At 74.6% G+C, this 20,669-nt stretch carries 18 protein-coding genes and 1 pseudogene; 5 read left to right on the forward strand and 14 right to left on the reverse strand.

Annotated elements, in window-relative coordinates; all coding sequences use genetic code 11:
* Positions 1–16 precede the first annotated feature (16 nt).
* On the forward strand, positions 17–457 hold the full coding sequence (locus tag B4U46_RS14940; protein ID WP_123995703.1) for a DUF6299 family protein: 441 nt from the start codon (positions 17–19) through the stop codon (positions 455–457).
* Positions 458–495: 38 nt separating this feature from the next.
* On the opposite strand, the gene B4U46_RS38040 is transcribed toward B4U46_RS14940, so the two are convergent.
* The 5 genes from B4U46_RS38040 to B4U46_RS40330 all read right to left on the reverse strand — a co-directional run bounded on the left by B4U46_RS38040 (position 496) and on the right by B4U46_RS40330 (position 6,381).
* On the reverse strand, positions 496–672 hold the full coding sequence (locus B4U46_RS38040) for a hypothetical protein (RefSeq protein ID WP_167747588.1): 177 nt from the start codon (positions 670–672) through the stop codon (positions 496–498).
* 113 nt (positions 673–785) lie between these two features.
* Entirely contained in the window at positions 786–2,873 is a 2,088-nt protein-coding gene (locus B4U46_RS14945) for a SpoIIE family protein phosphatase (RefSeq protein WP_237293326.1), read from the reverse strand.
* A 14-nt stretch (positions 2,874–2,887) separates the two neighbouring features.
* On the reverse strand, positions 2,888–3,241 hold the full coding sequence (locus B4U46_RS36525; RefSeq protein ID WP_100863494.1) for a hypothetical protein: 354 nt from the start codon (positions 3,239–3,241) through the stop codon (positions 2,888–2,890).
* A gap of 23 nt (positions 3,242–3,264) precedes the next feature.
* Positions 3,265–4,542 carry an NAD(P)-binding domain-containing protein gene (locus tag B4U46_RS14950; protein ID WP_100863493.1) on the reverse strand — a complete coding sequence of 426 codons (1,278 nt, stop codon included), beginning with the start codon at positions 4,540–4,542 and terminating at the stop codon, positions 3,265–3,267.
* Positions 4,543–4,809: 267 nt separating this feature from the next.
* Positions 4,810–6,381, reverse strand: a complete 1,572-nt coding sequence (locus tag B4U46_RS40330; RefSeq protein WP_311736932.1) for an ATP-grasp domain-containing protein — start codon at positions 6,379–6,381, stop codon at positions 4,810–4,812.
* Positions 6,382–6,673: 292 nt separating this feature from the next.
* Between B4U46_RS40330 and B4U46_RS40620 the strand changes: the two genes are divergently transcribed.
* On the forward strand, positions 6,674–8,323 hold the full coding sequence (locus B4U46_RS40620; protein WP_079427739.1) for a glycosyl hydrolase: 1,650 nt from the start codon (positions 6,674–6,676) through the stop codon (positions 8,321–8,323).
* 5 nt (positions 8,324–8,328) lie between these two features.
* Here B4U46_RS40620 and B4U46_RS14965 read toward each other — a convergent pair whose 3' ends face one another.
* The 9 genes from B4U46_RS14965 to B4U46_RS15005 form a co-directional block, all read right to left on the reverse strand.
* Positions 8,329–9,471, reverse strand: coding sequence for a GNAT family N-acetyltransferase (locus tag B4U46_RS14965; protein ID WP_079427741.1), 1,143 nt, complete (start codon positions 9,469–9,471; stop codon positions 8,329–8,331).
* On the reverse strand, positions 9,468–10,175 hold the full coding sequence (locus B4U46_RS14970; RefSeq protein WP_079427743.1) for a lipopolysaccharide biosynthesis protein: 708 nt from the start codon (positions 10,173–10,175) through the stop codon (positions 9,468–9,470). The genes B4U46_RS14965 and B4U46_RS14970 overlap by 4 nt, the downstream gene beginning before the upstream one ends.
* 90 nt (positions 10,176–10,265) lie before the next feature.
* Positions 10,266–11,489 carry a glycosyltransferase gene (locus B4U46_RS14975; protein WP_079427744.1) on the reverse strand — a complete coding sequence of 408 codons (1,224 nt, stop codon included), beginning with the start codon at positions 11,487–11,489 and terminating at the stop codon, positions 10,266–10,268.
* The gene (locus B4U46_RS14980; protein ID WP_079427746.1) at positions 11,486–12,268 is read right to left on the reverse strand and encodes a polysaccharide deacetylase family protein; all 783 of its coding nucleotides are present in this window, start codon (positions 12,266–12,268) and stop codon (positions 11,486–11,488) included. Before B4U46_RS14980 ends, B4U46_RS14975 begins: the two co-directional genes overlap by 4 nt.
* The gene (murJ, locus tag B4U46_RS14985) at positions 12,258–14,063 is read right to left on the reverse strand and encodes a murein biosynthesis integral membrane protein MurJ (protein WP_237292874.1); all 1,806 of its coding nucleotides are present in this window, start codon (positions 14,061–14,063) and stop codon (positions 12,258–12,260) included. Before murJ ends, B4U46_RS14980 begins: the two co-directional genes overlap by 11 nt.
* Positions 14,060–15,418: an O-antigen ligase family protein gene (locus tag B4U46_RS14990; protein ID WP_079427748.1), complete on the reverse strand. Its 1,359-nt coding sequence runs from the start codon at positions 15,416–15,418 to the stop codon at positions 14,060–14,062. Before B4U46_RS14990 ends, murJ begins: the two co-directional genes overlap by 4 nt.
* A 3-nt stretch (positions 15,419–15,421) precedes the next feature.
* Positions 15,422–16,981, reverse strand: a complete 1,560-nt coding sequence (locus B4U46_RS14995; RefSeq protein WP_079427750.1) for an exopolysaccharide biosynthesis polyprenyl glycosylphosphotransferase — start codon at positions 16,979–16,981, stop codon at positions 15,422–15,424.
* A gap of 2 nt (positions 16,982–16,983) precedes the next feature.
* A complete protein-coding gene (locus B4U46_RS15000) occupies positions 16,984–18,210 on the reverse strand; it encodes a glycosyltransferase (protein WP_079427752.1) in 1,227 nt (408 codons plus the stop codon).
* A 19-nt stretch (positions 18,211–18,229) separates the two neighbouring features.
* The gene (locus B4U46_RS15005) at positions 18,230–19,405 is read right to left on the reverse strand and encodes a DUF3344 domain-containing protein (protein WP_079427754.1); all 1,176 of its coding nucleotides are present in this window, start codon (positions 19,403–19,405) and stop codon (positions 18,230–18,232) included.
* A gap of 122 nt (positions 19,406–19,527) precedes the next feature.
* On the opposite strand from B4U46_RS15005, the pseudogene B4U46_RS36535 reads away from it, so the two are divergent.
* From B4U46_RS36535 to B4U46_RS15020, 3 genes and pseudogenes are all read left to right on the forward strand, one after another.
* Positions 19,528–19,652 (forward strand): annotated as a pseudogene (locus tag B4U46_RS36535) (chaplin); the annotation flags it as partial.
* A 118-nt stretch (positions 19,653–19,770) separates the two neighbouring features.
* Positions 19,771–20,181, forward strand: coding sequence for a rodlin (locus tag B4U46_RS15015; RefSeq protein WP_079427756.1), 411 nt, complete (start codon positions 19,771–19,773; stop codon positions 20,179–20,181).
* Between the two features lie 239 nt (positions 20,182–20,420).
* Positions 20,421–20,654 carry a chaplin gene (locus B4U46_RS15020; protein WP_079427759.1) on the forward strand — a complete coding sequence of 78 codons (234 nt, stop codon included), beginning with the start codon at positions 20,421–20,423 and terminating at the stop codon, positions 20,652–20,654.
* Positions 20,655–20,669: the final 15 nt, after the last annotated feature.

The following is a 20,669-nucleotide window of genomic DNA, read 5'->3' on the forward strand; positions in this document are numbered from 1 at the left end:
CCCACCCGGAGGAAAAATGCGCATCCCCGCCCGCCGAATGACCCTGACCGCCTTCTCCGCCCTGGCCGCCACCGCCCTCTTCGCCACTCCCGCCCTGGCCACCGTTTTCCACCAGGGAATTTCCCTGCGGCCGGAAGCCCGCATCACCGCGGACGGCTCGGTCGTCCTTTCCGGCACCTACCAGTGCGAACTCTCGCCGGCCTCGGCCGCGATCCAGATCAAGGCCACCGTCGTCCAGGACGCCACTCGCCTGAGCATCGGCGCCGGGGAGGTCTTCTGCGACGGCCGGGAGCACATCTGGGAGGCGGTGAGCCCGATGACGGGCGGCCTGCACCCGGGTGCCGCGCGCGCCGTCGCGGAGCTCCAGGAGATCCACATGACCGGGCTGATGCCGCGTGCGCTCAGCACGGTCGCCGAGGACCGGCAGGACATCGAGGTGACCGTCGACCACCGGTAGCGGGACGACGGTCCGCGGGCGGGGTCCGGTAGCCGCCGCTACCGGCACTCCGGCGCGACGCCCGTCATCGACATGAACGCGACCGTCTGGCATCCGGGCTCGCTGTGCGGCCGCCCGGTCGTCCAGTCCACGACCGCATGCCCCCCGGCCGCCAGGAGCAGCACCAGGAGCGTTATCACGATGCCCGTGACCGCGCCCCTGCTCAGGCGGCGCACGGCTCGTTCCGACGGCCGCGCGGAAGACCACGCTTCGGTTTCATGGCCGAATCATGACTCCACTCCCCGCACCTCACAACCCGGCGTGACCGTTCGGTCACGGAGCCTCACGGTCACGCCGTGCCGCGCGCGGCCGCGCCCGCGTCGAACTCGCACCACACCGCCTTGCCGTCGCCCCGGGACTCCACGCCCCAGTGCGTGGCCAGCGCGTCCACCAGCAGCAGCCCGCGCCCCGTGGTCGCCGCCTCGCCGGGGGTGCGCCGGCGCGGCCACACGCTGGAGCGGTCCTTGACCCACAGCCGGATCCGCCGCACCGGCTCCGGCAGCACCTCCATGGTCAGCACCGCCCCGCCGTCGGTGTGCAGCAGGGCGTTGACCAGCAGCTCCCCCGCCGCCAGCTCGACGTCGTCGGCCAGCTCGCCCATCCCCCAGTCCCGCAGGGCCTGCCGCAGGGCGTAGCGGGCCTCGGAGAGGCCCTCGGGGTCGGCCTGGTGGACATACTGGTGGATGCGGGGGGCGCGGTGCGTGCCCGGGTCGGGGGCGCGCCGCAGGACGAGCAGGGCGACGTCGTCGCCGGAGCCCCAGCGCTCCCAGAGCCGGTCGGAGAGGTGGTCGGCGAGCTCCCCGGGGCCCTGGGGCCCGCTGCGCACGGCGTGGGCCAGCGCGTCCATGCCGGCGGTGATGGTGGAGCCGGGCTCCTCGACGAGGCCGTCGGTGCACAGGACGAGCGTCTCGCCGGGCACCAGGTCCAGCCGGGTCTCGGGGTAGTCCTCCTCCCCGAAGGCCGAGGCCAGCCCCAGGGGCAGGCCGCCGCGGACGTTGGGCCAGCCGGTGCGCCCGTCCGTGTGCCGGATCAGCGGGCCGAGGTGGCCCGCGCGGACCGCCCGGACGCCTCCGGTCTCCAGGTCCACCTGTGCGTACATGCAGGTGGCGAAGCGTTCGGTGTCGAGTTCGGCGAGGAAGCGGGAGGCCCGGGCCAGGACGGTGGACGGCGGGTGCCCCTCGCCCGCGTAGGCGCGCAGGGCGATGCGCAGCTGGCCCATGATTGCGGCGGCGTGCGTGTCGTGGCCCTGTACGTCGCCGACCACGATCCCGACGCGGTCGCGGGGCAGGGAGATGACGTCGTACCAGTCTCCGCCGACCTCCCGTCCGCTCCACGCGGAGTGGTAGCGGACGGCGATCTCCCCGCCGGTGATCTCGGGGATGCGGCGGGGGAGCATCGAGGCCTGCAGGCCGGTGGCGAACTCACGCTCCTGGTCGAAGAGCAGGGCCCGCTGGAGGGACTGGGCGACGATGCCCGCCAGGCCCAGGCACAGGTTCTGCTCCTCCGGGCTGAACTCGGTGCGCCGCCGGTAGAAGAGCACGAGCCCGCCGATGGCCCGGGCCTGGGCGATCAGCGGCAGGTAGGCGGCGGCGTCGAAGCGGATGCGGCGCAGGTAGTCGGCCAGCAGGGGGAACTCGTCGGCGAGGGCGGTGAGCGAGGTGACGAAGCGGGCCTTGCGGGTGACCACGGCCTGCGACAGGGGCAGGGAGCCGTCCAGCCGGGTGAACTTCCGTTCGTCGAGGATCTCCAGGGATTCCCCGCTCAACGCGATGATCTTGATGGCGCCGTTCTCCACGAGCCCCAGGGCCAGCCCGTCCGCGCCGAGCCGTTCCAGGGCGCCCGCGCCGGTGAGGGCGGCCGTCACGTCGTCGACGGTCACGGCCCGTGACAGGGCCTCGGTGGTGCGCTGGACGATGGCCGCCTGCTGGATGCGGGCGTTCTCCAGTTTCCGCAGCACCGTCGCGTGGGCCAGCTCGGCGGTGGCGTCGCGGACGATGCCGACGATCCGCAGGGCCCTGCCGTCGGCGTCGCGCAGCACCCGGCCCTGGGTGTGCGTCCACTGGTCGCGGCCGTCGCGCCGGCGGACGGTGAAGTACGAGCCGTACGTCTCCCCGCCGCCGCCGAGCACCCCGTCCACGGTGTCCTGGAGGCGGGCCGAGTCGTCGGCCGGGATGCGCAGGCCGAGGCCCCGGGGGGTGTGGTCGAACTCCTCGGGCTCCAGGTCGAACACGGACAGCCCGGCCTCGTCCAGGACGAGGGTGCCGCTGTCCAGGTCCCATTCGAAGCTGCCCATGCCGTTGAGCGCGAGCCGCTCCCCGGGGCCCGTCAGGGGCTGGGGCGCGCCCTGCCCCGCGCCGTCCCGCTCCGCCGCTGCCACCAGAGTCACACCACCTAACGGCCGGGCCAGCACGGCTGCGAGATCAGCCGCTCCCACTCCTCGTCAGGATGCCCCGGAAGGGTGCGCCCGGCCTCCCGCCAGCGTTGGACGAGGGAGAGGTAGATCTGCGCCGGGTCCCCGGCCCCCGCCCCGGCCGGCCCGTACGGGCCGGTCCCGCGGAAGGGGGTCGCGGCGTACGGGCCGGAGCCGTGCCGGCCTGGGCCGTACGTCCCGTGCTGCCCTCCCCCGTACGCTCCGTGCTGCCCCTGCCCGTACGGCTTGCCCGTGGCCGCCGGCGGGGGCTGTTCGCCCCGGCTGGCGGGAATGCGCACCCAGCCACGGCCGCCCTGTGCTCGCTCCGCGCTCATCGCGGACCCCTCTCAGGTGGATCTCAGCGTAGATACGTCTCCGGACGTCCGGCGGACGCCCGGACCGGCCGGACCCCGCCGGCCCGGCCCGGCAGGGGACCCCGCGCGCCGAGGCGTTTGCGGACTCCCTTCACCAGTCTCCCCGCCGTGAAGCCCGCGCCGTGCACGAATCGCATGGAAGGTCCGAATGAGGGAGCCGTCAGCAGCCCCGCGAAGAACAGTCCCGGCCAGGACGACTCGAAACCGGGGCTCAGCTCGGGGGTGTCCCCCTCGCCCACGGTCGCCAGCGCGGCCCGCAGGCCCGCGTCGAGGAGGTGCAGCCGGCCCAGCCGCGGGGTGAAGCCGGTGGCGGCGATGACGTGCGCGGTGTCCAGGACGACGGACTCCCCCGCGGCCGTGGTCAGCCCGAGCCGGGTCCGGCCGCCCACCGCCACCGCCCGGTGCAGCCGGTGCCCCATGAGCGCGGGCACCCTCCCCTCGAAGCGGTCCCGCAGCCACCACGCCCCGGCCGGCCCCAGGGCCGTGGCGGCGATCCGCTCCCGCGTCGGCGCGGGCAGCCCCCGCACGGCCCAGGGCAGCTCCGACCACACCCAGCTCCGCCAGCCGGTGCCGAGCCCGCTGTGCGGGTCGCGCAGGGCCCGCAGCACGGGCCGCCGGAGGGGCTGCGGGACGGGGTTCCAGTTCAGCCGGGACCGGCGGGCCACCAGGCAGGGCCGGGCCCCCGACTCGGCCAGCAGGGCGGCGGTCTCCAGCGCGGCCTGCCCGGCGCCGAGGACGGCGACCTCCTGCCCGGCGAACCGGGACAGGTCGCGGTGGCCGCTGCTGTGCGAGTAGTGGGCCGGGGGCAGGTCGCGCAGCGCCCGGGGGTAGTGGGTGAACGGCATCACCCCGACGGCCAGGGCCACCGTGCGGGCGAGCAGCGGCGGGCCCTCGGCGGTGCTGACGCGGAAGCCGTCGCCCTCGGGGGCGACCTCGGTGACGGTGACCTCCTCCACCTCGGGCAGGCCGGCGTGGCGGGCGAACCAGAGCCCGTAGGCGCTGAAGGTGCCGATCGGCAGCGGGCTGCCGTGCTCCGCGACGAGGCTCCGGGTGGCGCAGTACTCGGCGAGGGTGTAGCGGCCGCCGGGGGCGGAGAGGCTGGAGGACCAGGGCTCGGACTTGAGGTACATGCCCTCGGGCATGTGGTCCCGCCAGGAGGCCATGGGCCGGCCCAGCACCCGTACGCCGAGCCCGGCCGCCGCCGCGTGCGCGGCGATCGACAGCCCGTACGGGCCCGCGCCGACCACCACGAGATCGTCCATCCGCCTCACGGCCGCTCCTCTTCCTCCAGCACGACCACCGCCACGCCACCGCGTGACGGCCCGTCACCAGGTCACCGGGGCACCGTCACCCCGGCGTCACCACGCCACCCCGGAGCCCGCGCGGCCGGTCACCGGTCACCTGCCGCCCGGTCACCCGTCACCCGGTCACCCGGTCACCTGCCGCCCGGCCCGGTCACCAGTCACCAGTCACCAGTCGCCCCGGCCACCCGTCACCTGCCGCCCGTCGCCGGGCCACCCGTGGCCCGGTCACCGCGACACCAGCTCGTCCGGTTCCGCCGACGCCTCCGGGGAGCCCGGGGGTGCGGGCACCCCCGGCGCGCCCTGGCAGGTCACCGCCGGGCCGGCCTCCGCGAGGCCGTCCCCGCCCGCCCGCTCGCCGCCGCGCTGGCGCGGGGCCCGCACCGCCCGGACGGTGCGCCGCCCCTGCGCCGGGACCCCGCGCAGGAGGCGCGCCCCCTTGCCCAGGCCGCGCCCCAGGAAGGCGCAGAGCATCGCCAGGAACGGCCCGGGGTCGTCGGCGGCGAACCAGGCCGCCTCCACCCGCCCCCGCTCCCCGTCCTCCGCCACCCGTAGGGCCCCGGGCCCCGCGGAACCGGACGCCATACCGGCACCAGCGGCACCACCGGCACCATCAGCACCCCAAGGACCCGAAGGTCCCGAGAGACCCGGACTCGAAGGACCCGCCGGACTCGACGGCCCCGGATCCGAAACACCGGAAAGCCCCGAAACACCCGGCCCCGGAACGACACCCGCCCCCGGGACACCCGAACCGTCCGCACCCGAACCCCGAGCCCCCGCAGCCCCCGCAGCCCCCGGACCACCACCCACCCCGCCGGCAGCGGCCCCGGACGCGCCCCCGGCACCACCGCCGCCCCGCAGCCGCAGCCGCGGCAGGGAGTGCCCGCGCACCGCCGCCAGCAGGGCGTAGTTCTCCGCCACGAAGACCCGCCCCGGACCACCCGCGGGCTCCGGCACCCGTTGCCCCGTCAGGTCCAGGTACATCGCCTGGACCACGTCCAGCCCCGCGTCGTCCGCGAACAGCCTGAACTGCGCCCCCGGCCTCGGGTTGAAGTCCACCAGCCGCACCGCACCCCGCTCGTCGCGGCGGAAGTCGAGGTCCAGGATCCCCTGGTAGCCGAGCCGTTCGGCGAGCCGCAGCCCCGACTCCTCCACCGCCGGGTCGGCCAGCCACCGCCCCACCGCAGTCAGCCCCGCCCGGACCGGCCACGCCAGTTCCTTGCGGCCCGACCCGGCCAGCAGCGGCCGCCCGCCCCGGCCGAAGGCCCCGTGGAAGAACCAGTCGGTGTCGGGCCCCGCGGGCAGGAAGCGCTGGAGCAGCAGCGGGCTCCCGGCCTCGGCGGAGCGCTCGTACAGCTCCCGCGCCCCGGCGGCGCTGTCCACCAGCGTGGTGCTGCGCAGCCCGCTCCCGGCGGGCAGCAGCCAGGGCCGGCTCCACTTGGCCACCACCGGCAGCCCCAGTGCCCACGCGGCCCCGGCCGCCTCGCCCCCGCTCTGCGGGATCACGGTCTCCGGGTGCGGGACGTCCCAGCGGGCGCACAGCCGCGACAGCTCCGCCTTGTCCGCCACCCGGGCGGGCAGGTCGTCCGGCTGATGGGGGATCCGGAAACGGCCCGTCAGCATCGGGGCCACGCGCGAGACCGCGATGGCGCTCAGGTCGTCCATGGCGACGAGCACGGCGGGCCGGCCGATCCGCTCCGAGACCCCGACGAGGCATTCCAGGAGCGCTTCGGGCGCCTCCGGGTCCACTCCGCCGGCCGGTCCGGGATGCGTGGCGTGCAGGTACCGCGAGCGGCTCACGGGACCTCCTCCGGCTTCGACGACGGCATGGACCTCCACGCCCTGGCGGCCGAGGGATCTGACGGCGCCGAGGGTTCCGTGGTGGAACGGATTGCGATCGAGTCTGAGCAGAACTGCGGGCACATGGCCGTCGAACGCGTACATACAAACGGACTTTCACCTAGTCGGACCAAGCGGGAGAGATGCGCAGCTGCGAATGGCCTAGGAAGCGGCCACCGGACAGGCCGTTCGTCAGATGTGATGTCTAACGTCTTGGGCAAGCACACCGGTTCGGCAGAGCTCGGGAGACGACATGGCCAGACCACACCACCGCCTGGTGAGCACCTGCGTCGGTACGGTCACGGCCGGGCTGCTCGCCACCGGCGCCGCGCTCGCGGCGCCGGACGACGATCCTGCCCAGGGTTCCGACACCGCCTTCGGCGCCTATCTCGACTACGGGCGAGCCGGCATCGCCCGCATCCCCTACCTGTCGCGCTGGCTGGGCGGCCGCGAGATCCGGGTCGGGCACACCTATCTGCCCGGCGACTCCTGGGCCGGCATCGAGGGCCGCGTCCCGTTCCTGGAGGACTGGGCGCAGTGGCGCCGGGCCGAGGACGACCGGATGTTCGTCCTCAACGTGCCCATGCAGGCGCGCAACGAGGGCCGGGTGCCCGACTGGCAGGTGACCCAGCTGATCCGGGCGGGCGCGCAGGGCGAGTACGACCGGCACTTCCGGAAGCTGGCCGAGCGGCTGGTGGAGCTGGGCGTCCCGGACACGGTGATCGTGCTCGGCTGGGAGATGAACGGCACCACGTACACCCACCGCTGCGGTCCCGACCCGGAACACTGGAAGGCGTACTGGAACCGCGTCGTCAACACGATGCGCTCCGTCCCCGGACAGCGGTTCAAGTTCGATTTCACCCCCAACCGGGGAACCGACGCGATCCCGTGGACCGCGTGCTACCCGGGCGACGAGGTGGTCGACGTCATCGGCATGGATTCGTACGACCAGGGGCCCGGCCGGACCTTCGACGACCACGTCAAGCAGCCGTACGGGCTCCAGCAGCACGTCGACTTCGCGAAAGCACACGGCAAGCGGATCTCGTACCCGGAGTGGGGGCTGTTCCGCAACGGGGACAACCCGGAATACGTACGGCGCATGCTCCAGTGGATCGACCAGCACCACCCGCTCTACCACACCATCACCGACTACTGCCCGCACGGCGTCTGGCAGTGCAAGCAGAACCCGCAGTCCTCCAAGGTCTTCCGGGACGCCCTGACCGACCAGGGACCGGTGGTGGTCCCGACCCCGGTGGTCCCCACGCCCGTCGTCCCCACCCCGGTGATCCCGACCCCCGTCGTACCCACCCCCGTCGTACCCACGCCGGTCGTCCCCACGCCGGTCGTCCCCACGCCGGTCGTCCCCACCCCGCAGATCCCCACCCCGCAGATCCCCACCCCGCAGGTCCCCACGCCCCAGATCCCCACCCCGCAGATCCCGACCCCGCAGGTCCCCACTCCCCAGGTCCCCACGCCGCCCGCGCCCACACCGGACGCATCCGCTCCGGCCCCCGAGCCCACCCCCACTCCCACACCCACCCCGACCCCCGTACGCCCGGAACCCGAGGTCTCCGTCCCGCCCGTGGTCCCGCCGGTGCCCACCCCCGAGGCGTCCCCGACCCCGACCCCCACCCCCACCCCCACACCGACGCCGACCCCGGTCGCACCCGAGCCCCAGCCCCTGCCCACCCGGCCGGCTCCGTCCGCGTCCCAGCCCCCGAAGCCACTGCCCAAGCCGCAGCCCAAGCCCGAACCGAAGCCGCAGCCCCAGCAGCCCGTCAACAGCAAGCAGTGGTGCCTGCCGCTCGACTTCGGCGACTGGTTCTCGAAGCTGATGGGCAAGCGGTCGCTCTGCATCACCTTCGGCGGCTGGGTTGGGGACTCCGGGTTCTGGCCCTTCTAGCCGGGTCATCGCACCCGCAGTTCGTTCAGCCGCGCCCGCCAGTCCCGGGCGGCCGGCAGGGCCTCGCGCAGCGCCCCCACCGCCCGCTCGCGCCCCGTGACCTGCGACTCGTGCAGTCGCAGCAGGGGCGCGAGCGCGTGCGTGGCCATCAGCAGGCGCTGGTTGACGACCGTCTCCGGACGCCAGTGGTTCTTGTACGGCTCGTTGCCGCGCAGGAAGCTCACCACCGCCCGGCCCTCCTCCAGCGCCCGCCCGGCCTCGTAGCGCAGCAGCAGCGTCGCCACGTCCACCTTCCGCTCGCGCAGCCCCGGGTCCGCCCCGTACAGGTAGCCGCCGCTCAGCGCGGCGGACAGCAGGGTGACGTTGGCCGCCACCACGTTCCCGTCCAGCCGGAACTCCGTCAGCCGGCCCTCCCCCGCCCGCACCATCCGCCGGGTGGCCCGGGTCAGGTGCTCGGCGAAGCGGGGCCTGAGGTGCTCCGGGGTCACCCCGCGGCCGCGCCACTGCTTCTCGTGCAGCCGCAGCAGGGTCCGTACGGCCTGCGGCACCTCCTGCTCGGTGACCTCGTGTTCCTCGATCCCGGCGGCGTCGGTCTTGCGCAGCTTGGCCCGCACCCGCTGGGCGCCGGAGGCCGGCATCCGCTTGACGAGCTGGTCGAAGGGGAGGGCGGGCAGCTCCATGCAGGTGGAGTCGGTCAGCCTGCTGGACACCCCCGGCCAGGCGTCGAACACGGCTTCGGCGGCGGCCCCGGGCCGTACCTCGCGCAGGTCGACCACGGCCCTGCGGGCGGCCCGGTGCAGCCCCTGCGCCAGGGCGGGCACGACCTGCCCGGCGTGCTCCCGCGACACGAGCACGTCGAAGTAGTCGGTGATCGGCCCGCCCAGCGGCACCAGCCGCGGCAGCGGCCGGTGTACGAGCATCAGCGCGGCCGCCCCGACCAGTTCCTCGCCCCGCCGCACGAGCAGGATCCGCAGCCGCCCGTCCTTGCCGTACGACAGCCACCACGAGTGCAGCCAGGCGTGGCTCTGGAAGGGGGTGGCGGTGGGACACGCCCGGACGAGCCGGTTCCAGGCCTCCTCCAGCGCCGCGAACTGCCGGGAGTCCCGGCACAGCGTCACCGTCAGAGCCCCGGTGGAGCCCTGCGTCATCGCACGGACTCCTTCTCCTTGGTCTCGGAGTGCCCGGAGTGCTCGCCCTGGGCGGGCAGGGAGGCGTACTCCTCCACCACCGGGTGCTCCGCCCCCTCCCGCTCCTCGGGCCGGCGGCGGGCGGGCCGGGCCAGCAGCCACAGCCCGCCGAGCAGCCCGCCCGCGCACAGTCCGACGGCGGCGCTGATCGCGGCGGACGGGGAGGAGGGCTCGGTCGGCGCGACGGCCTGGCTGAACAGCAGCAGTTGCACACCCGTGTTCTTGGCGGCCTGGTTGCTGCTCAGCGTGAGGGCGTCCGCGACGGCGTTGGCGATGTCGGCGGCCTCGGAAGCGCTCCTGGAGGTGCCGGTGATCGCGATCATCGGGGAGTCGGGGGAGGTCTCGGCCCGGACCTGCGTCCGCAGCTGCTGGGCGCCGATGCCCGCGCGGGGCTGGGCGTAGGCGAGGGTGGAGCTGCTGGTGGCGATGCGGCCGTAGGCCTGGGCGAAGCCCTGGGCGGTGGCCGGCTGGGTGGTCTCGTTCGGCACGGCGACGACGTAGCTGGTGGCCGCGTAGTCGGGTGCCTTGAGCACCCCGTACGCCCCGCCGGCGGCCAGTCCGAGCAGGGCGCAGGCGGGCAGCGGCCACCAGGCGGGCGGGGGCAGGAACCTGCGCTTCTTGCCGGAACGGTGGTCGGACTTCTTCTGGTCGGCGGTGTCGGTCATGAGGACGCTCGCTTCCTTGGTGGAGGGGTGGGAGGTGAAGAGACGAAGGGGTGATGAGGTGATCGGGTACGTACGCGGAAAGGAGGCGGGTCAGCCCTCCCCCGAGCCGTCCCGGACCGGCCCCGGCCCGGCAGGCCCGGCCGGCTCCGGCTCCGCCCCGCCCCGAGCCGAAGGCACGGGCATGGGCACGGGCACGGGCGCCGCGAGCGCGAGCCCGTAGACGTCCAGCAGCCGTTCCGCGCTCCGCGCGATGTCGTACCGCCGCACCACCGGCGGCGCCGGCAGCCGGCGCGCCCCCGCCTCCATGTGCCCGCGCAGCGCGGCGACCAGCTCCGCGGTGCCGGTGCCGATCCGCCGCGCCCCCGGCGCCTGCGCGGCGGGGAGGTCGTCGATGGCGGGGCAGGTGACGTGCAGCACGGGCAGCCCCGCGGCCAGCGCCTCGACCACGGCCAGCCCGAACGCCTCCTCCCGCGACGGGGACACGAACACGTCCATGGCGGCCAGCAGCGCGGGGATGCCGGGGGTGCGCCCGTCGGGGCTGTCGCCCAGCGGGTCCCGCTCCCCCAGCAGGTGGATCCGCGACTGCGCGCCCAGTTCGGCGGCCAGGCTGCGCAGCGCGGCCCGCTCGGGCCCGTCCCCGGCCAGCAGCAGGTGCGCCCCCGGGAGCGCGGCGACGGCCCGTACCAGGACGTCGAACCGCTTGCCCGGGACCAGCCGCCCGACCCCGCCGATCACGAAGGCCCGTTCGGGCAGCCCGGTGCGGGCGCGGGTGGCGCGGCGTACGCCCTCGTCGAAGCGGAAGCGGGCGGCCTCGATCCCGTTCGGGACCACGTGGACGCGGGCGGCCGGCACCCCCCAGTCCTCCAGCCGGGCGGCGACGGTGTCCGACACGGCGACGGTCGCCGCGCCGAGGCGTTCGCTGGCCAGGTAGAGGGAGCGGACCCCGCGGGACAGCGGGCGGCCCTCGATCTCGGCCTCGCCCAGGGAGTGTTCGGTGGCGACCGTCGCGCCGACGCCCGCGAGCCGGGCGGCGATGCGGCCGTAGACGCAGGCCCGGTACAGGTGGGTGTGGACGAGGTCGTAGCGGCCGCGGCGGATGAACCGGACGAGCTTGGGCAGCGCGCCCAGGTCGCGGTTGCCGCGCATGCCGAGGTGGACGACGCGGACCCCGTCGGCGCGCAGCCCTTCGGCGACCGGGCCGGGGTTGGTGAGGGTCAGGACGTCGCACTGCATCGGCATGTGGCGCAGCAGCAGGCGCAGTTGCTGTTCGGCGCCGCCGACGCCGAGCCCGGTGATGACGTGGAGGGCCTTCACCGCAGCACCGGCACCTTCCGCCGCAGCTCGCGCGCCCCGTGCCGCAGCTCCTTGATCCGCATCCGGGCGGCTCCGTCGGCCTGGCTGACGTGCGTACGGGGCAGGGCGTGGCGGCCGGCGAGGCGGCCGGGGGAGATCGCGCAGGCGTACCCGTACCCGGCGGCGCGGGTGGCGTCGACGACACGGGCGTCGAGGTGCCCGTAGGGGTAGCAGAAGCCCTCGGGGAGGGTGCCGGTGATTTCGCGCAGGAGCTCGCGGCTGCCGCGCAGTTCCTGCTGGAGGACGTCGTCGGGAGCGGCGGTGAGGTCCTGGTGGAGCAGCCCGTGGGAGCCGATCTCCTGGCCGGCGGCGGCGACCTCGCGGATCTGCTCGGCGGTGAGGAGGGACTTGCGGGGGCCGAGCGGGTCCCACACGTTGTCGACGCCGAGCCGGCCGGGCAGTACGAAGAGGGTGGCGGTGAACCCGTGGCGGCGCAGCAGGGGCAGGGCGCGGGTGAGGAAGTCGGTGTAGCCGTCGTCGAAGGTGAGGCCGACGAGGCCCTGGGCGCGGCCGGCCGCGCGGGCGCGCAGGAGTTCGCCGACGGACACCCCGCGCAGCCCGCGGGAGCGCAGCCACAGCAGCTGGGCCTCCAGGGCGCCGGGGGTGACGGTGATCCCGTACGGGTCTTCGGCCGGGTCGGTGAACTCGGCGACGGAGTGGTACATCAGGACCCACGGCGATGCGGTCCGGCGGGCGGCGGCCGTCACGGCGGCGGGTGCCGTGTCGGTGTCAGCGGGCATTGCGGAACCTCTGGGTGAGCTGGGTGATCTGGACGGCGGTCTGGGCGGCGAGCTGGGCGATCTGGCCGGGCAGGGCGGTGATCTCGATGGCTCTCATGGCCATGCCGGTGGCCCCGAACATGGCGGGGACGAGCAGGCAGCCGAGGGCGGCGCTGAGCAGCGGGTCGGGGATCATCGGGCCGGCGAGCCAGCCGGTGGCGCAGGCGGAGGCGGCCGCGACGGCGAGGCGGCCGATGCTGACGGCCACGCGGCGGGCCTGGATGGGGATGATGCGGGAGCCGATGCCGGTGAGGAGCAGGGCGGCGGCGGCGGTGATGCCGGCGGCGTTGGCGGCGGCGATGCCGTAGGTGCCCCACCAGCCGACGAAGAGGGCTCCGGCGGCGATGTTGACGAACAGCCCGGCACCCATCGCGAGCGCCGGGAACCAGGTGGGCCGGGCGGTCGAGAAGAAGGGCCGGGACAGGGCGCCGACGAGGCAGTGGCCGAGGAGGCCGAGGCCGTAGACGCGCATGACGGAGGCGGTGGTGAGGGTGTCCTGGTGGGTGAAGGCGCCGCGTTCGAAGAGGACTTCGATGATCTGCGGTGCGTAGCCGATGACCAGGGCCGTGCCGAGGAGGACGGCGAGGGAGGCGAGGGCGAGGTCCTGTTCGACGCGCCGGCGGGCCTTCTCGCGTTCGCCGCCGGCCATGGCCTGGGCGACGACGGGGAAGGTGACGGTGCAGATCATCAGGGAGAGCACCATCGGCATCTGCGCGACCTTCTGCGCGTAGTTGAGGTGCGAGATGGCGCCGGGGGGCAGGGAGGCGGCGAGGAAGCGTTCGACGAGGACCTGGGACTGGCGGAAGACGGCGAAGGAGATGACGGGGGCGATCATCCCGAAGGCGACGAGGGTGGGCCGGTCGCGGTCGCGCTGGCTGCGCGGGGTCCTCCTGGCACGGGGAGGGCCGAAGCCGACGTTGCGGATGAACGCGGGCAGCTGGACGAGCACCATCAGCAGTCCGCCGACGGCGACCCCGGCGGCGGCGGCACGGACGCCCCACAGGGTGTGGAGGGCGACCATGGTGCCGATGATGCCGACGTTGTACGAGACGTAGATCGCGGCGGGCGGCAGGAAGGACCGGTGGGCGCGCAGGCCGGCGCTGAAGTATCCGGCGATGCCGAAGGTCAGGACGGTCAGGGCGGTCATCCGGGTGCACTGGACGGCCAGTTCCGGGTCGGGCAGGCCGGGCGCCAGGATGTCGACGACCAGGGGTGCGGCGAGGACGAGCACGGAGGCGACGGCGGCGAGGAAGACCATCAGGCGCGGCAGGGTGGCCCCGACGAGCAGGCGTACGGGGTCGGCGGCGCGGGCTTCCCGGCGGGTGAGCCCGGCCCGGCTGGCGGCGCGCCGGGCCAGGGCGTGGCTGAAGGCGGGCACCATCAGCAGGGCCATGGCGTCCTCGATCAGCAGGGTCGAGGCCATCTCGGGGACGGTCCAGGAGATGAGGAAGGCGTCGCTGTCGTGTCCGGCGCCGAAGAGGTGCGCGATGGTCTGGTCGCGGACGAGGCCGAACAGGGCTCCGGCGGCGGTCAGTCCGGCGGTGACGGCGGCGGCCTTGGCGAGGAACCGCCCGAGCGGAGCCGCCTTCACTGCCCCGGCCCCCGCCCCGGCCCCCGCCCCGGCCGCAGCCCGGGCGCGGCCCGTGCCCCGCCCGGGCCGGGCGGCCCGTCCGGCGGGGACAGCGGCGGGGCCCGCGGCCGCGGCGACGTCGGTCGCCGGGGCCGCGGGCCTCCGCCAGGGTGTCGTGTCGGTCACCGGGCGGCCGGCCCGTCGGCGGGCCGGCCGCCCGCGAGGCCGGTGGAGGGCAGGGCCCACCAGGCCGCGAGCCCGATGATCACACCGGTCAGCACGGTGGAGGGGCCGCCGATGTCCGCGTACAGGAAGTCGGTCAGCTGCCAGACGAACAGGCCGGTGGCGATCAGCCCGCAGTCCCGCAGCGCCCGGTCCCGGGCGGCCGCGTACCGGCGCAGGCCCGCGACCAGGAGGGCGGCCCAGCCGCCCGCGAGCGCGAGCAGTCCGACGAGCCCCTGCTCGCCGAGGACCAGCAGGTACATGTTGTGCGGGGAGAGCAGGGGCTGCTTCACGAAGGCCTGGCCCGCCCCGGCGGTGTCGCTGCCGGAGGACAGCCCGAGCGAGGAGTGCCCGTCGCGCTGGGCGGGGAAGCCCTTGAGGCCCACCCCGACGGCGGGCCGCTCGCGCCACATCGACTCGGCGGCGGCCCACATCGTGTAGCGGTCGGTCACCGACTGGTCGGGGGCGCTGGAGACCTGGGTGATGGAGTTCAGCCGTTCGGCGACCATCTCGGAGCCCAGCCCGAGCCCGCCGACGAGGACCACCCCGAGGGCGGTCAGCGCCAGCAGCACCGCCAGCGCGCGGCGGATCCCGGCCAGGCACATCACCAGCAGCGCGGCCGCGGCGGTGGCGATCCACGCACCCCGGCTGAAGGAGAGCACCAGCGGCACCACCAGGACCAGCGCGCAGCCCCCGGCGGTCCGCCGGACCTTCGCGGGCAGTCCCGGGGCGAGGGCGGCGGCGGTGGCGACGATCAGCCCGTACGCGACGACGGTGGCCATGCCCATGACGTCGCCGGGGCCGAAGGTGCCCACGGCGCGGATGTCCTCGCCCTGGTAGGAGGCTCCGGTGTGGGTCGCGTACTGCACGACGCCCACGGCGCCCTGCACCAGCCCGAGCACGACGAAGCACCCGGCGGCCAGCCGGAACTCCAGGGCGTCGCGCACCAGCAGCACCACGGCCGCCGGGACCAGTACGAACACCTGGAGGTAGCGCACGAACCCGGGCAGGGCGGCGTACGGGTCCCCGGCGGTCATCGTGGCGACGGCGAGCCCGATCCCCGGCGCCCCGAGCACGAGCACGCCCAGCGGGTCGAGCCTGCGCACCCTCCCGCGCAGGGCCTGGACGGCGCAGACGAGGGCGAGCAGCAGCGAGGCGGCGTCGGCGGGGCCGACCTTCCCGGAGGCGGTGGCGTCACCGGCCGGGAGCGGGGCGAGGAGGAACAGGACGGTCGCGGCGAGCGGCAGCAGCGGCCAGTGCCGGCGCAGCGCGGCGGCCGCGCCGGGCGGGCGCACGGGTCCGGGGACGGCGAGGGTCATGGTTCAGCTCCCGCCCAGCCGGAACCGGAAGAAGGAGGCGGCGGTGCGGGCCAGGATCCACAGGTCCTGCCAGAGCGACCAGGTGTCGATGTAGTGGTTGTCGAAGCGGGCCCGGTCCTCGATGGACGTGTCCCCGCGCAGCCCGTTGATCTGGGCCAGGCCGGTGATGCCGGCCGGCATCCGGTGGCGGGCCTCGTAGCCGGGGTGGATGCTGCTGAACTTGGCGACGAAGAAGGGGCGTTCGGGGCGCGGGCCAACCAGGCTCATGTCGCCGCGGACCACGTTCCACAGCTGCGGCAGCTCGTCCAGCGAGGACTTGCGCAGGAAGGAGCCGACGAGGCTCATCCGGCAGTCGCCGGCCACGGTCCAGCGGGTGGCGGACTCGTGCGCGTCGGCGCGCAGGGTGCGGAACTTCAGCAGGGTGAAGGGGCGTCCGTAGAGGCCGACGCGTTCCTGACGGAAGATCACCCCGGGTCCGTCGGACAGCCGTACGGCCAGGGCGCAGGCCCCCATGACGGGGGCGGCGGCGAGCAGGGCGAGCGCGGCGAGCAGGGAGTCGATGACCCGCTTGGCGGACCGCTCCAGGGGCCGGGCGGGGCGGGGCAGCAGGGGCTGGACGGCGTGGCCCCACAGCTGGTCGGCGGGGTGGGCGAGCCGCATGCCGGTGACCTTGGCGGTGCCGGCGGGGTCGGCGAGCCAGAGCCGGCAGCCGTGGTCGTGGAAGAGGCGGACCAGTGCGGCGGTGCGCTCGTCGGCCTCGGGCGGGCGGGTGAAGACGGCGCAGCGCACGGAGTTCTGGATGACGGCGCGCCGGACGTCCTCGTGGGTGGCGAGTACGGGCAGCGGGCCGCCCTCCCCGTCGGCGGCCTCGGCGGGGTCGGCGATCCCGACGGGCCGCAGCCCGTACTCGGGGCGTCCGTGCAGCGCGGCGGCGACCGCGCCGGCGCCGTCCCCGGGGCCGACGACGAGCGTGGAGACGGGGCGGCGCACGGCCGATCGGCGCCACATCCGGTGGACGAGCCCGCGTCCCGCGCAGGCCAGGACGACGTGCAGGCAGACGGCGGTGAGCAGGGTGTTCCAGCCGAGGGCCCGCCCGGGTGCGGCGGCGGCGAGGACGGCGGCGGCCCCGCACCACAGCGCGGCGGCCCGCCCGGCCAGGGCGGGCAGTTCGAGCAGGGCGGAGGGCGCGAGGCGGGGCCGGTAGAGGCCGCCCTGCGCCTGGAGGGCGGCGTTGGCGGCGGCGAGCAGGACGGCGGCCGGTACCGCGGCCTGGGGCGGGAGCGGCGAGCCGGGCAGGGCGGTCGCGGTGACGGCGGCGGCCAGCGCGTCGGCGGCCAGGAGCGCGGCGGGACCCCGGCCGCGGCGGACCCGGTCCGGGCGGACGGCGGGGCGGGCCCGATCGGCGCGGGGGCCGCGCGGCGGGTGGATGGCGGTCACGGCACGGCGGGGCTTGGCGGGTGACACGGCGGGTGGGGCGGCCCGCGACACGGAGGCGAAGGCGCTGCCGCCGGCGTGCCCCGTGCCGCTCTGCCCTCCGGTGTGCCGGGCGGCTGCGCTGTCCATCGTCATCGGCTGATGCGCTCCTGGTTCAAGGGCTGGGGGTCCCCCCGGTGGAGCAAGGGGGCGGGCCTGCCCAGCAGTTCGTGGTACAGGCCGGTGACCGCGTCCGTGGTCCGCCGCACGTCGAACTCGCTCCGGGCGTGCTGCTGGGCCTGCTCCCCGAGTTCGGTGAGCAGCCGCGGTTCGGCGAGCAGCCGTCCCAGCGCCTTGGCCAGCGCCGTCGGGTCCTCCGGAGGTACCAGGCAGAGCCGTCCGTGGCCGGACGGCAGGCTCTCCCGCGCACCGCTGACGTCGGAGACCAGGACCGGTCGGCCGCAGGCCATGGCTTCGAGGGGGGCGAGCGCCATGCCTTCCCACCGCGACGGCAATACAACGAGATCGGCGGCCCGAAGCCACGGTCGGATGTCGGCGGCGGCTCCGGCGAAGTGGACTCCGGGGGGTGCGGCGCGGCGCAGCCGTTCGGCGTCGGGGCCGTCGCCGACCAGGGCGAGGCGGGCGCCGGGGACGGTGGCCGCCACCTCGGGCCAGGCGCGCAGCAGGACGTCCTGGCCCTTCTGGGGGCAGAGCCGGCCGACGCAGACGGCGAGGGGTCCGTCCTGGAGGGCGGCGGGCAGCGGGAGTCCGGCGCGGGCCTCGGCGCGGTCGCGGCCGGGGTCGGGGTGGCCGGGGCGGAAGTGGGTGAGGTCGACGCCGTTGCGGATCACCGTCCAGCGGGCGTCGATCCCCTCGGACTCGCCGGCCCGGCGCTCGGCCTCGCTGACGCAGAGCACCCGGTCGGCCCAGCGGGCGCCGGCCCGTTCCCAGCGCAGCGCGAGGGCGGCGGTGGTGCCGCCGACGGCGTCGAAGGACCAGGCGTGGGGCTGGAACACCGTGGGCAGGGAGCCCCGTACGGCGATCCGCCCGGCCAGGCCGGCCTTGGCGCTGTGGGCGTGCAGCAGGTCGGGGCGGACGCGGCGGACCAGTCGGGCGGCGGCGAGCACCTCGGCCGGCAGTCCCGGTCCGGGGGAGCGTCCGGCGCGCCAGGTCAGCACCTCGGCCCCGGCCGCGCGGGCGTCGCCGGCGAGGACGCCGCCGTCGGGGCAGCCGACGACGACGCGCAGCCCGGCGGCCGACTGGGCCCGTACGAGGTCGGTGACGACCCGTGCGACGCCGCCCTCGACGGGCTGGACGAGGTGCAGGACGGTAACGGACTGCGCGGCCGGGGAGCCGGCCGGCGAGGGGTGTTTCGGCACGTGGAGCGGTCTCCTGCGCTCAGCGGCGCGCGTCTGTCTGAACGAAGAGCACACCGAGGAATTGACCCTGGCTTTCGCCCGTGAACCTGAAGTCCAGGCTGTGGGCGCCACCGGACAGAGCGGGACTCAGATCAAACACGTCCGCGTCATATCCGAGATTATTAATATTTTCAGGCTGTCGTACGGATGCAGAACGCCCGAATTCCGTGATGGTGGAATTCATGACGTCGTTGAAGGGGTTCTCCGCGTCGCTGACGTTGATCCGGCGCCCGCTGTCCGCCGTCACCGTGAGTGAGTCCCCCAGGGCTCCGCGGTCCCCGTCGTACGCGACCACGCCGGCCTTGCCCGCGGCCCCCGGGGGCGCGTCCAGCCCGGCCACCTGCACCGTCTCCGCGGCGGCCTCGCCGGCCCCGGCGGCAAGGGACTCGAAGCCGTCCCACAGCGAGATCCGGCGCACCGGCTCCTGCGGGTGCTCGTACGCGACCACCAGCGTCCAGCCGCCCCAGGCGCCCACCTCCGAGTGCCCCATGGCCACGTTGAGCTGGGCCACGGTCCACATCCCCGCACCGCCCTTGCGCACCAGCGGGGTGACGTCGGCCGAGGCCTGGTAGGCGTCGCTGCCCGCGTCGGTGCGGTGCCCGATCACCGTGTCGGCGATCACCGCCTTGTACGCGCCCCCGGGCTCGGCGACCAGCACGCGGCCGTTGTCCTCCGGCGGCTTCTGCTCCCCGACCCGCAGGTTCCCGCCCCAGTACAGCCGGGCGTACGAGACCTTCGCGCCCTGCGGGACCTTGAGCTCGGCCCGGGTGGAGTTGTAGGTGTCGGGGTCCTTGTCGACCTCGTCGTAGAACATCTCGAAGTCGCCGTTGGTCCCGGCCGCGCCCTTCTTGACCTCCGGGCACGGCTCGGCCTGCGGGGACTCCTCGCGGCGGCAGCTGATCGCCGAGTTCGAGGCGCGGACCAGTCCGCCGTGCTGCACCGACTGGTAACGCTGAGTGAAGGGGATCCGGGGCATTTCACGTGCCGCGGCGGGAACGGCGGCACCCGCCGAAGGGGCGTGCGCGGAAAGCACGAGGCCGGACAGCAGACCGAGTGCGCCGAGGATTCTGCGGGAGGAACCCATGACCCCGTCTCCATTTTCGATCAAGGGGACAAAACAGGAGTGAACTTTGTCAGAAATCGGGCTGGAAATCACGTCGGACTCGCTCGTACGGCCTTTCGGGCGATAGCGCGCACCCCGGCGGTGGGCGGGTCGTTATGCCGGTGCATCGTCGTTCGAGGTCCGAACCGAAAGGAATAGGGCGTCGCCGCGCAGTCCCCGGCGTGCCGAGCGGCAACCTCGTCAGGTCCCCGTCGGCGTGCCGGTGAACGTCTGCGGCGGCACCGCCCAGCTCATCGGGCTGCCGAACCCGGCCTTCGGCAACCACTGCGTGAACGCCTGAACGTCAACCGCGCCGCCCGAAACGGCGGCATCCGGGTGAAGGGACGCAACCCGAGCCCCAGCCGGGCCGTTGATCCGGGTGCTCCAGTACCGGGCAATCCTGCAAAAAAGGGATGGTAATGATCAAGAAGCTTGTCGCCGGCGCAGCGGTTGCCGCCTCCACCGTCGGCCTCGGCGCCGCCATGGCCCCGCAGGCGATGGCCATCGGCAACGACAACGGCATCAACACCGTCAACGGCAACAACTCCGCGCAGATCTACGGCAACCAGGCCACCTACGGCAACATGAGCCCGCAGATGGCGCTGATCCAGGGCTCCTTCAACAAGCCCTGCATCGCCCTGCCCGCCAAGGTCAACGCCCAGTCGATCCTGTCCGCGGTCAACGTCGGCGTCCAGGACATCCCGATCCTGTCCAGCCCGCAGAACCAGCAGTGCACCGAGAACTCCACCCAGGCCAAGGGCGACGAGGCCCTCTCGCACATCCTGGACAACATCCCGATCCTGTCCGGCAACGCCTCCGTCGGCAGCTGACCGAGGCCGCACCGCGAGGCCGCCGCACCCCCGGGGTCGCGGCGGCCTCGCCGCGTATCGGGCCCCCCAATTCCCCGCCCGATAAATGCGGACCAAAATTCCCCGAACGCACCGCCGGAGCATCGGAGTGAATTGACCGGCACCCCCCGGAAATACCGTGATTCTGCGGTTTCTTTTCTCCGGCCCACTCGTTGTTGTCTATGCAGCGGACAGACCTCTGCGGGAAGGATCGAATTCAGATGAAGTACAAGAAGGCAGTGGTGATGGCCGCCGGCGTTCTCGTCGCCGCCGGTGCCGCCTCCCCCGCCATCGCCGACTCGGTCGCCGACGGCAAGGCCGTCGGCTCCCCCGGCGTGGGCTCCGGGAACCTCGTGCAGGTCCCCGTCCACATCCCCGTGAACGTCTGCGGCAACACCGTCAACGTGATCGCGCTGCTGAACCCCGCGTTCGGCAACACCTGCGTCAACAACTGACGAAGCGCCTGCGCC

Source organism: Streptomyces katrae, assembly GCF_002028425.1.
Taxonomy (GTDB): domain Bacteria; phylum Actinomycetota; class Actinomycetes; order Streptomycetales; family Streptomycetaceae; genus Streptomyces; species Streptomyces katrae_A.

Coding starts and splice junctions, on each gene's coding strand:
- B4U46_RS14940 (WP_123995703.1), top strand. CDS start 17: ATGCGCATCCCCGCCCGCCGAATGACCCTGACCGCCTTCTCCGCCCTG.
- B4U46_RS36525 (WP_100863494.1), bottom strand. CDS start 3,241: ATGAGCGCGGAGCGAGCACAGGGCGGCCGTGGCTGGGTGCGCATTCCC.
- B4U46_RS14950 (WP_100863493.1), bottom strand. CDS start 4,542: ATGGACGATCTCGTGGTGGTCGGCGCGGGCCCGTACGGGCTGTCGATC.
- B4U46_RS40620 (WP_079427739.1), top strand. CDS start 6,674: ATGGCCAGACCACACCACCGCCTGGTGAGCACCTGCGTCGGTACGGTC.
- B4U46_RS14965 (WP_079427741.1), bottom strand. CDS start 9,471: ATGACGCAGGGCTCCACCGGGGCTCTGACGGTGACGCTGTGCCGGGAC.
- B4U46_RS14970 (WP_079427743.1), bottom strand. CDS start 10,175: ATGACCGACACCGCCGACCAGAAGAAGTCCGACCACCGTTCCGGCAAG.
- B4U46_RS14980 (WP_079427746.1), bottom strand. CDS start 12,268: ATGCCCGCTGACACCGACACGGCACCCGCCGCCGTGACGGCCGCCGCC.
- B4U46_RS14990 (WP_079427748.1), bottom strand. CDS start 15,418: ATGACCCTCGCCGTCCCCGGACCCGTGCGCCCGCCCGGCGCGGCCGCC.
- B4U46_RS14995 (WP_079427750.1), bottom strand. CDS start 16,981: ATGGACAGCGCAGCCGCCCGGCACACCGGAGGGCAGAGCGGCACGGGG.
- B4U46_RS15015 (WP_079427756.1), top strand. CDS start 19,771: ATGATCAAGAAGCTTGTCGCCGGCGCAGCGGTTGCCGCCTCCACCGTC.
- B4U46_RS15020 (WP_079427759.1), top strand. CDS start 20,421: ATGAAGTACAAGAAGGCAGTGGTGATGGCCGCCGGCGTTCTCGTCGCC.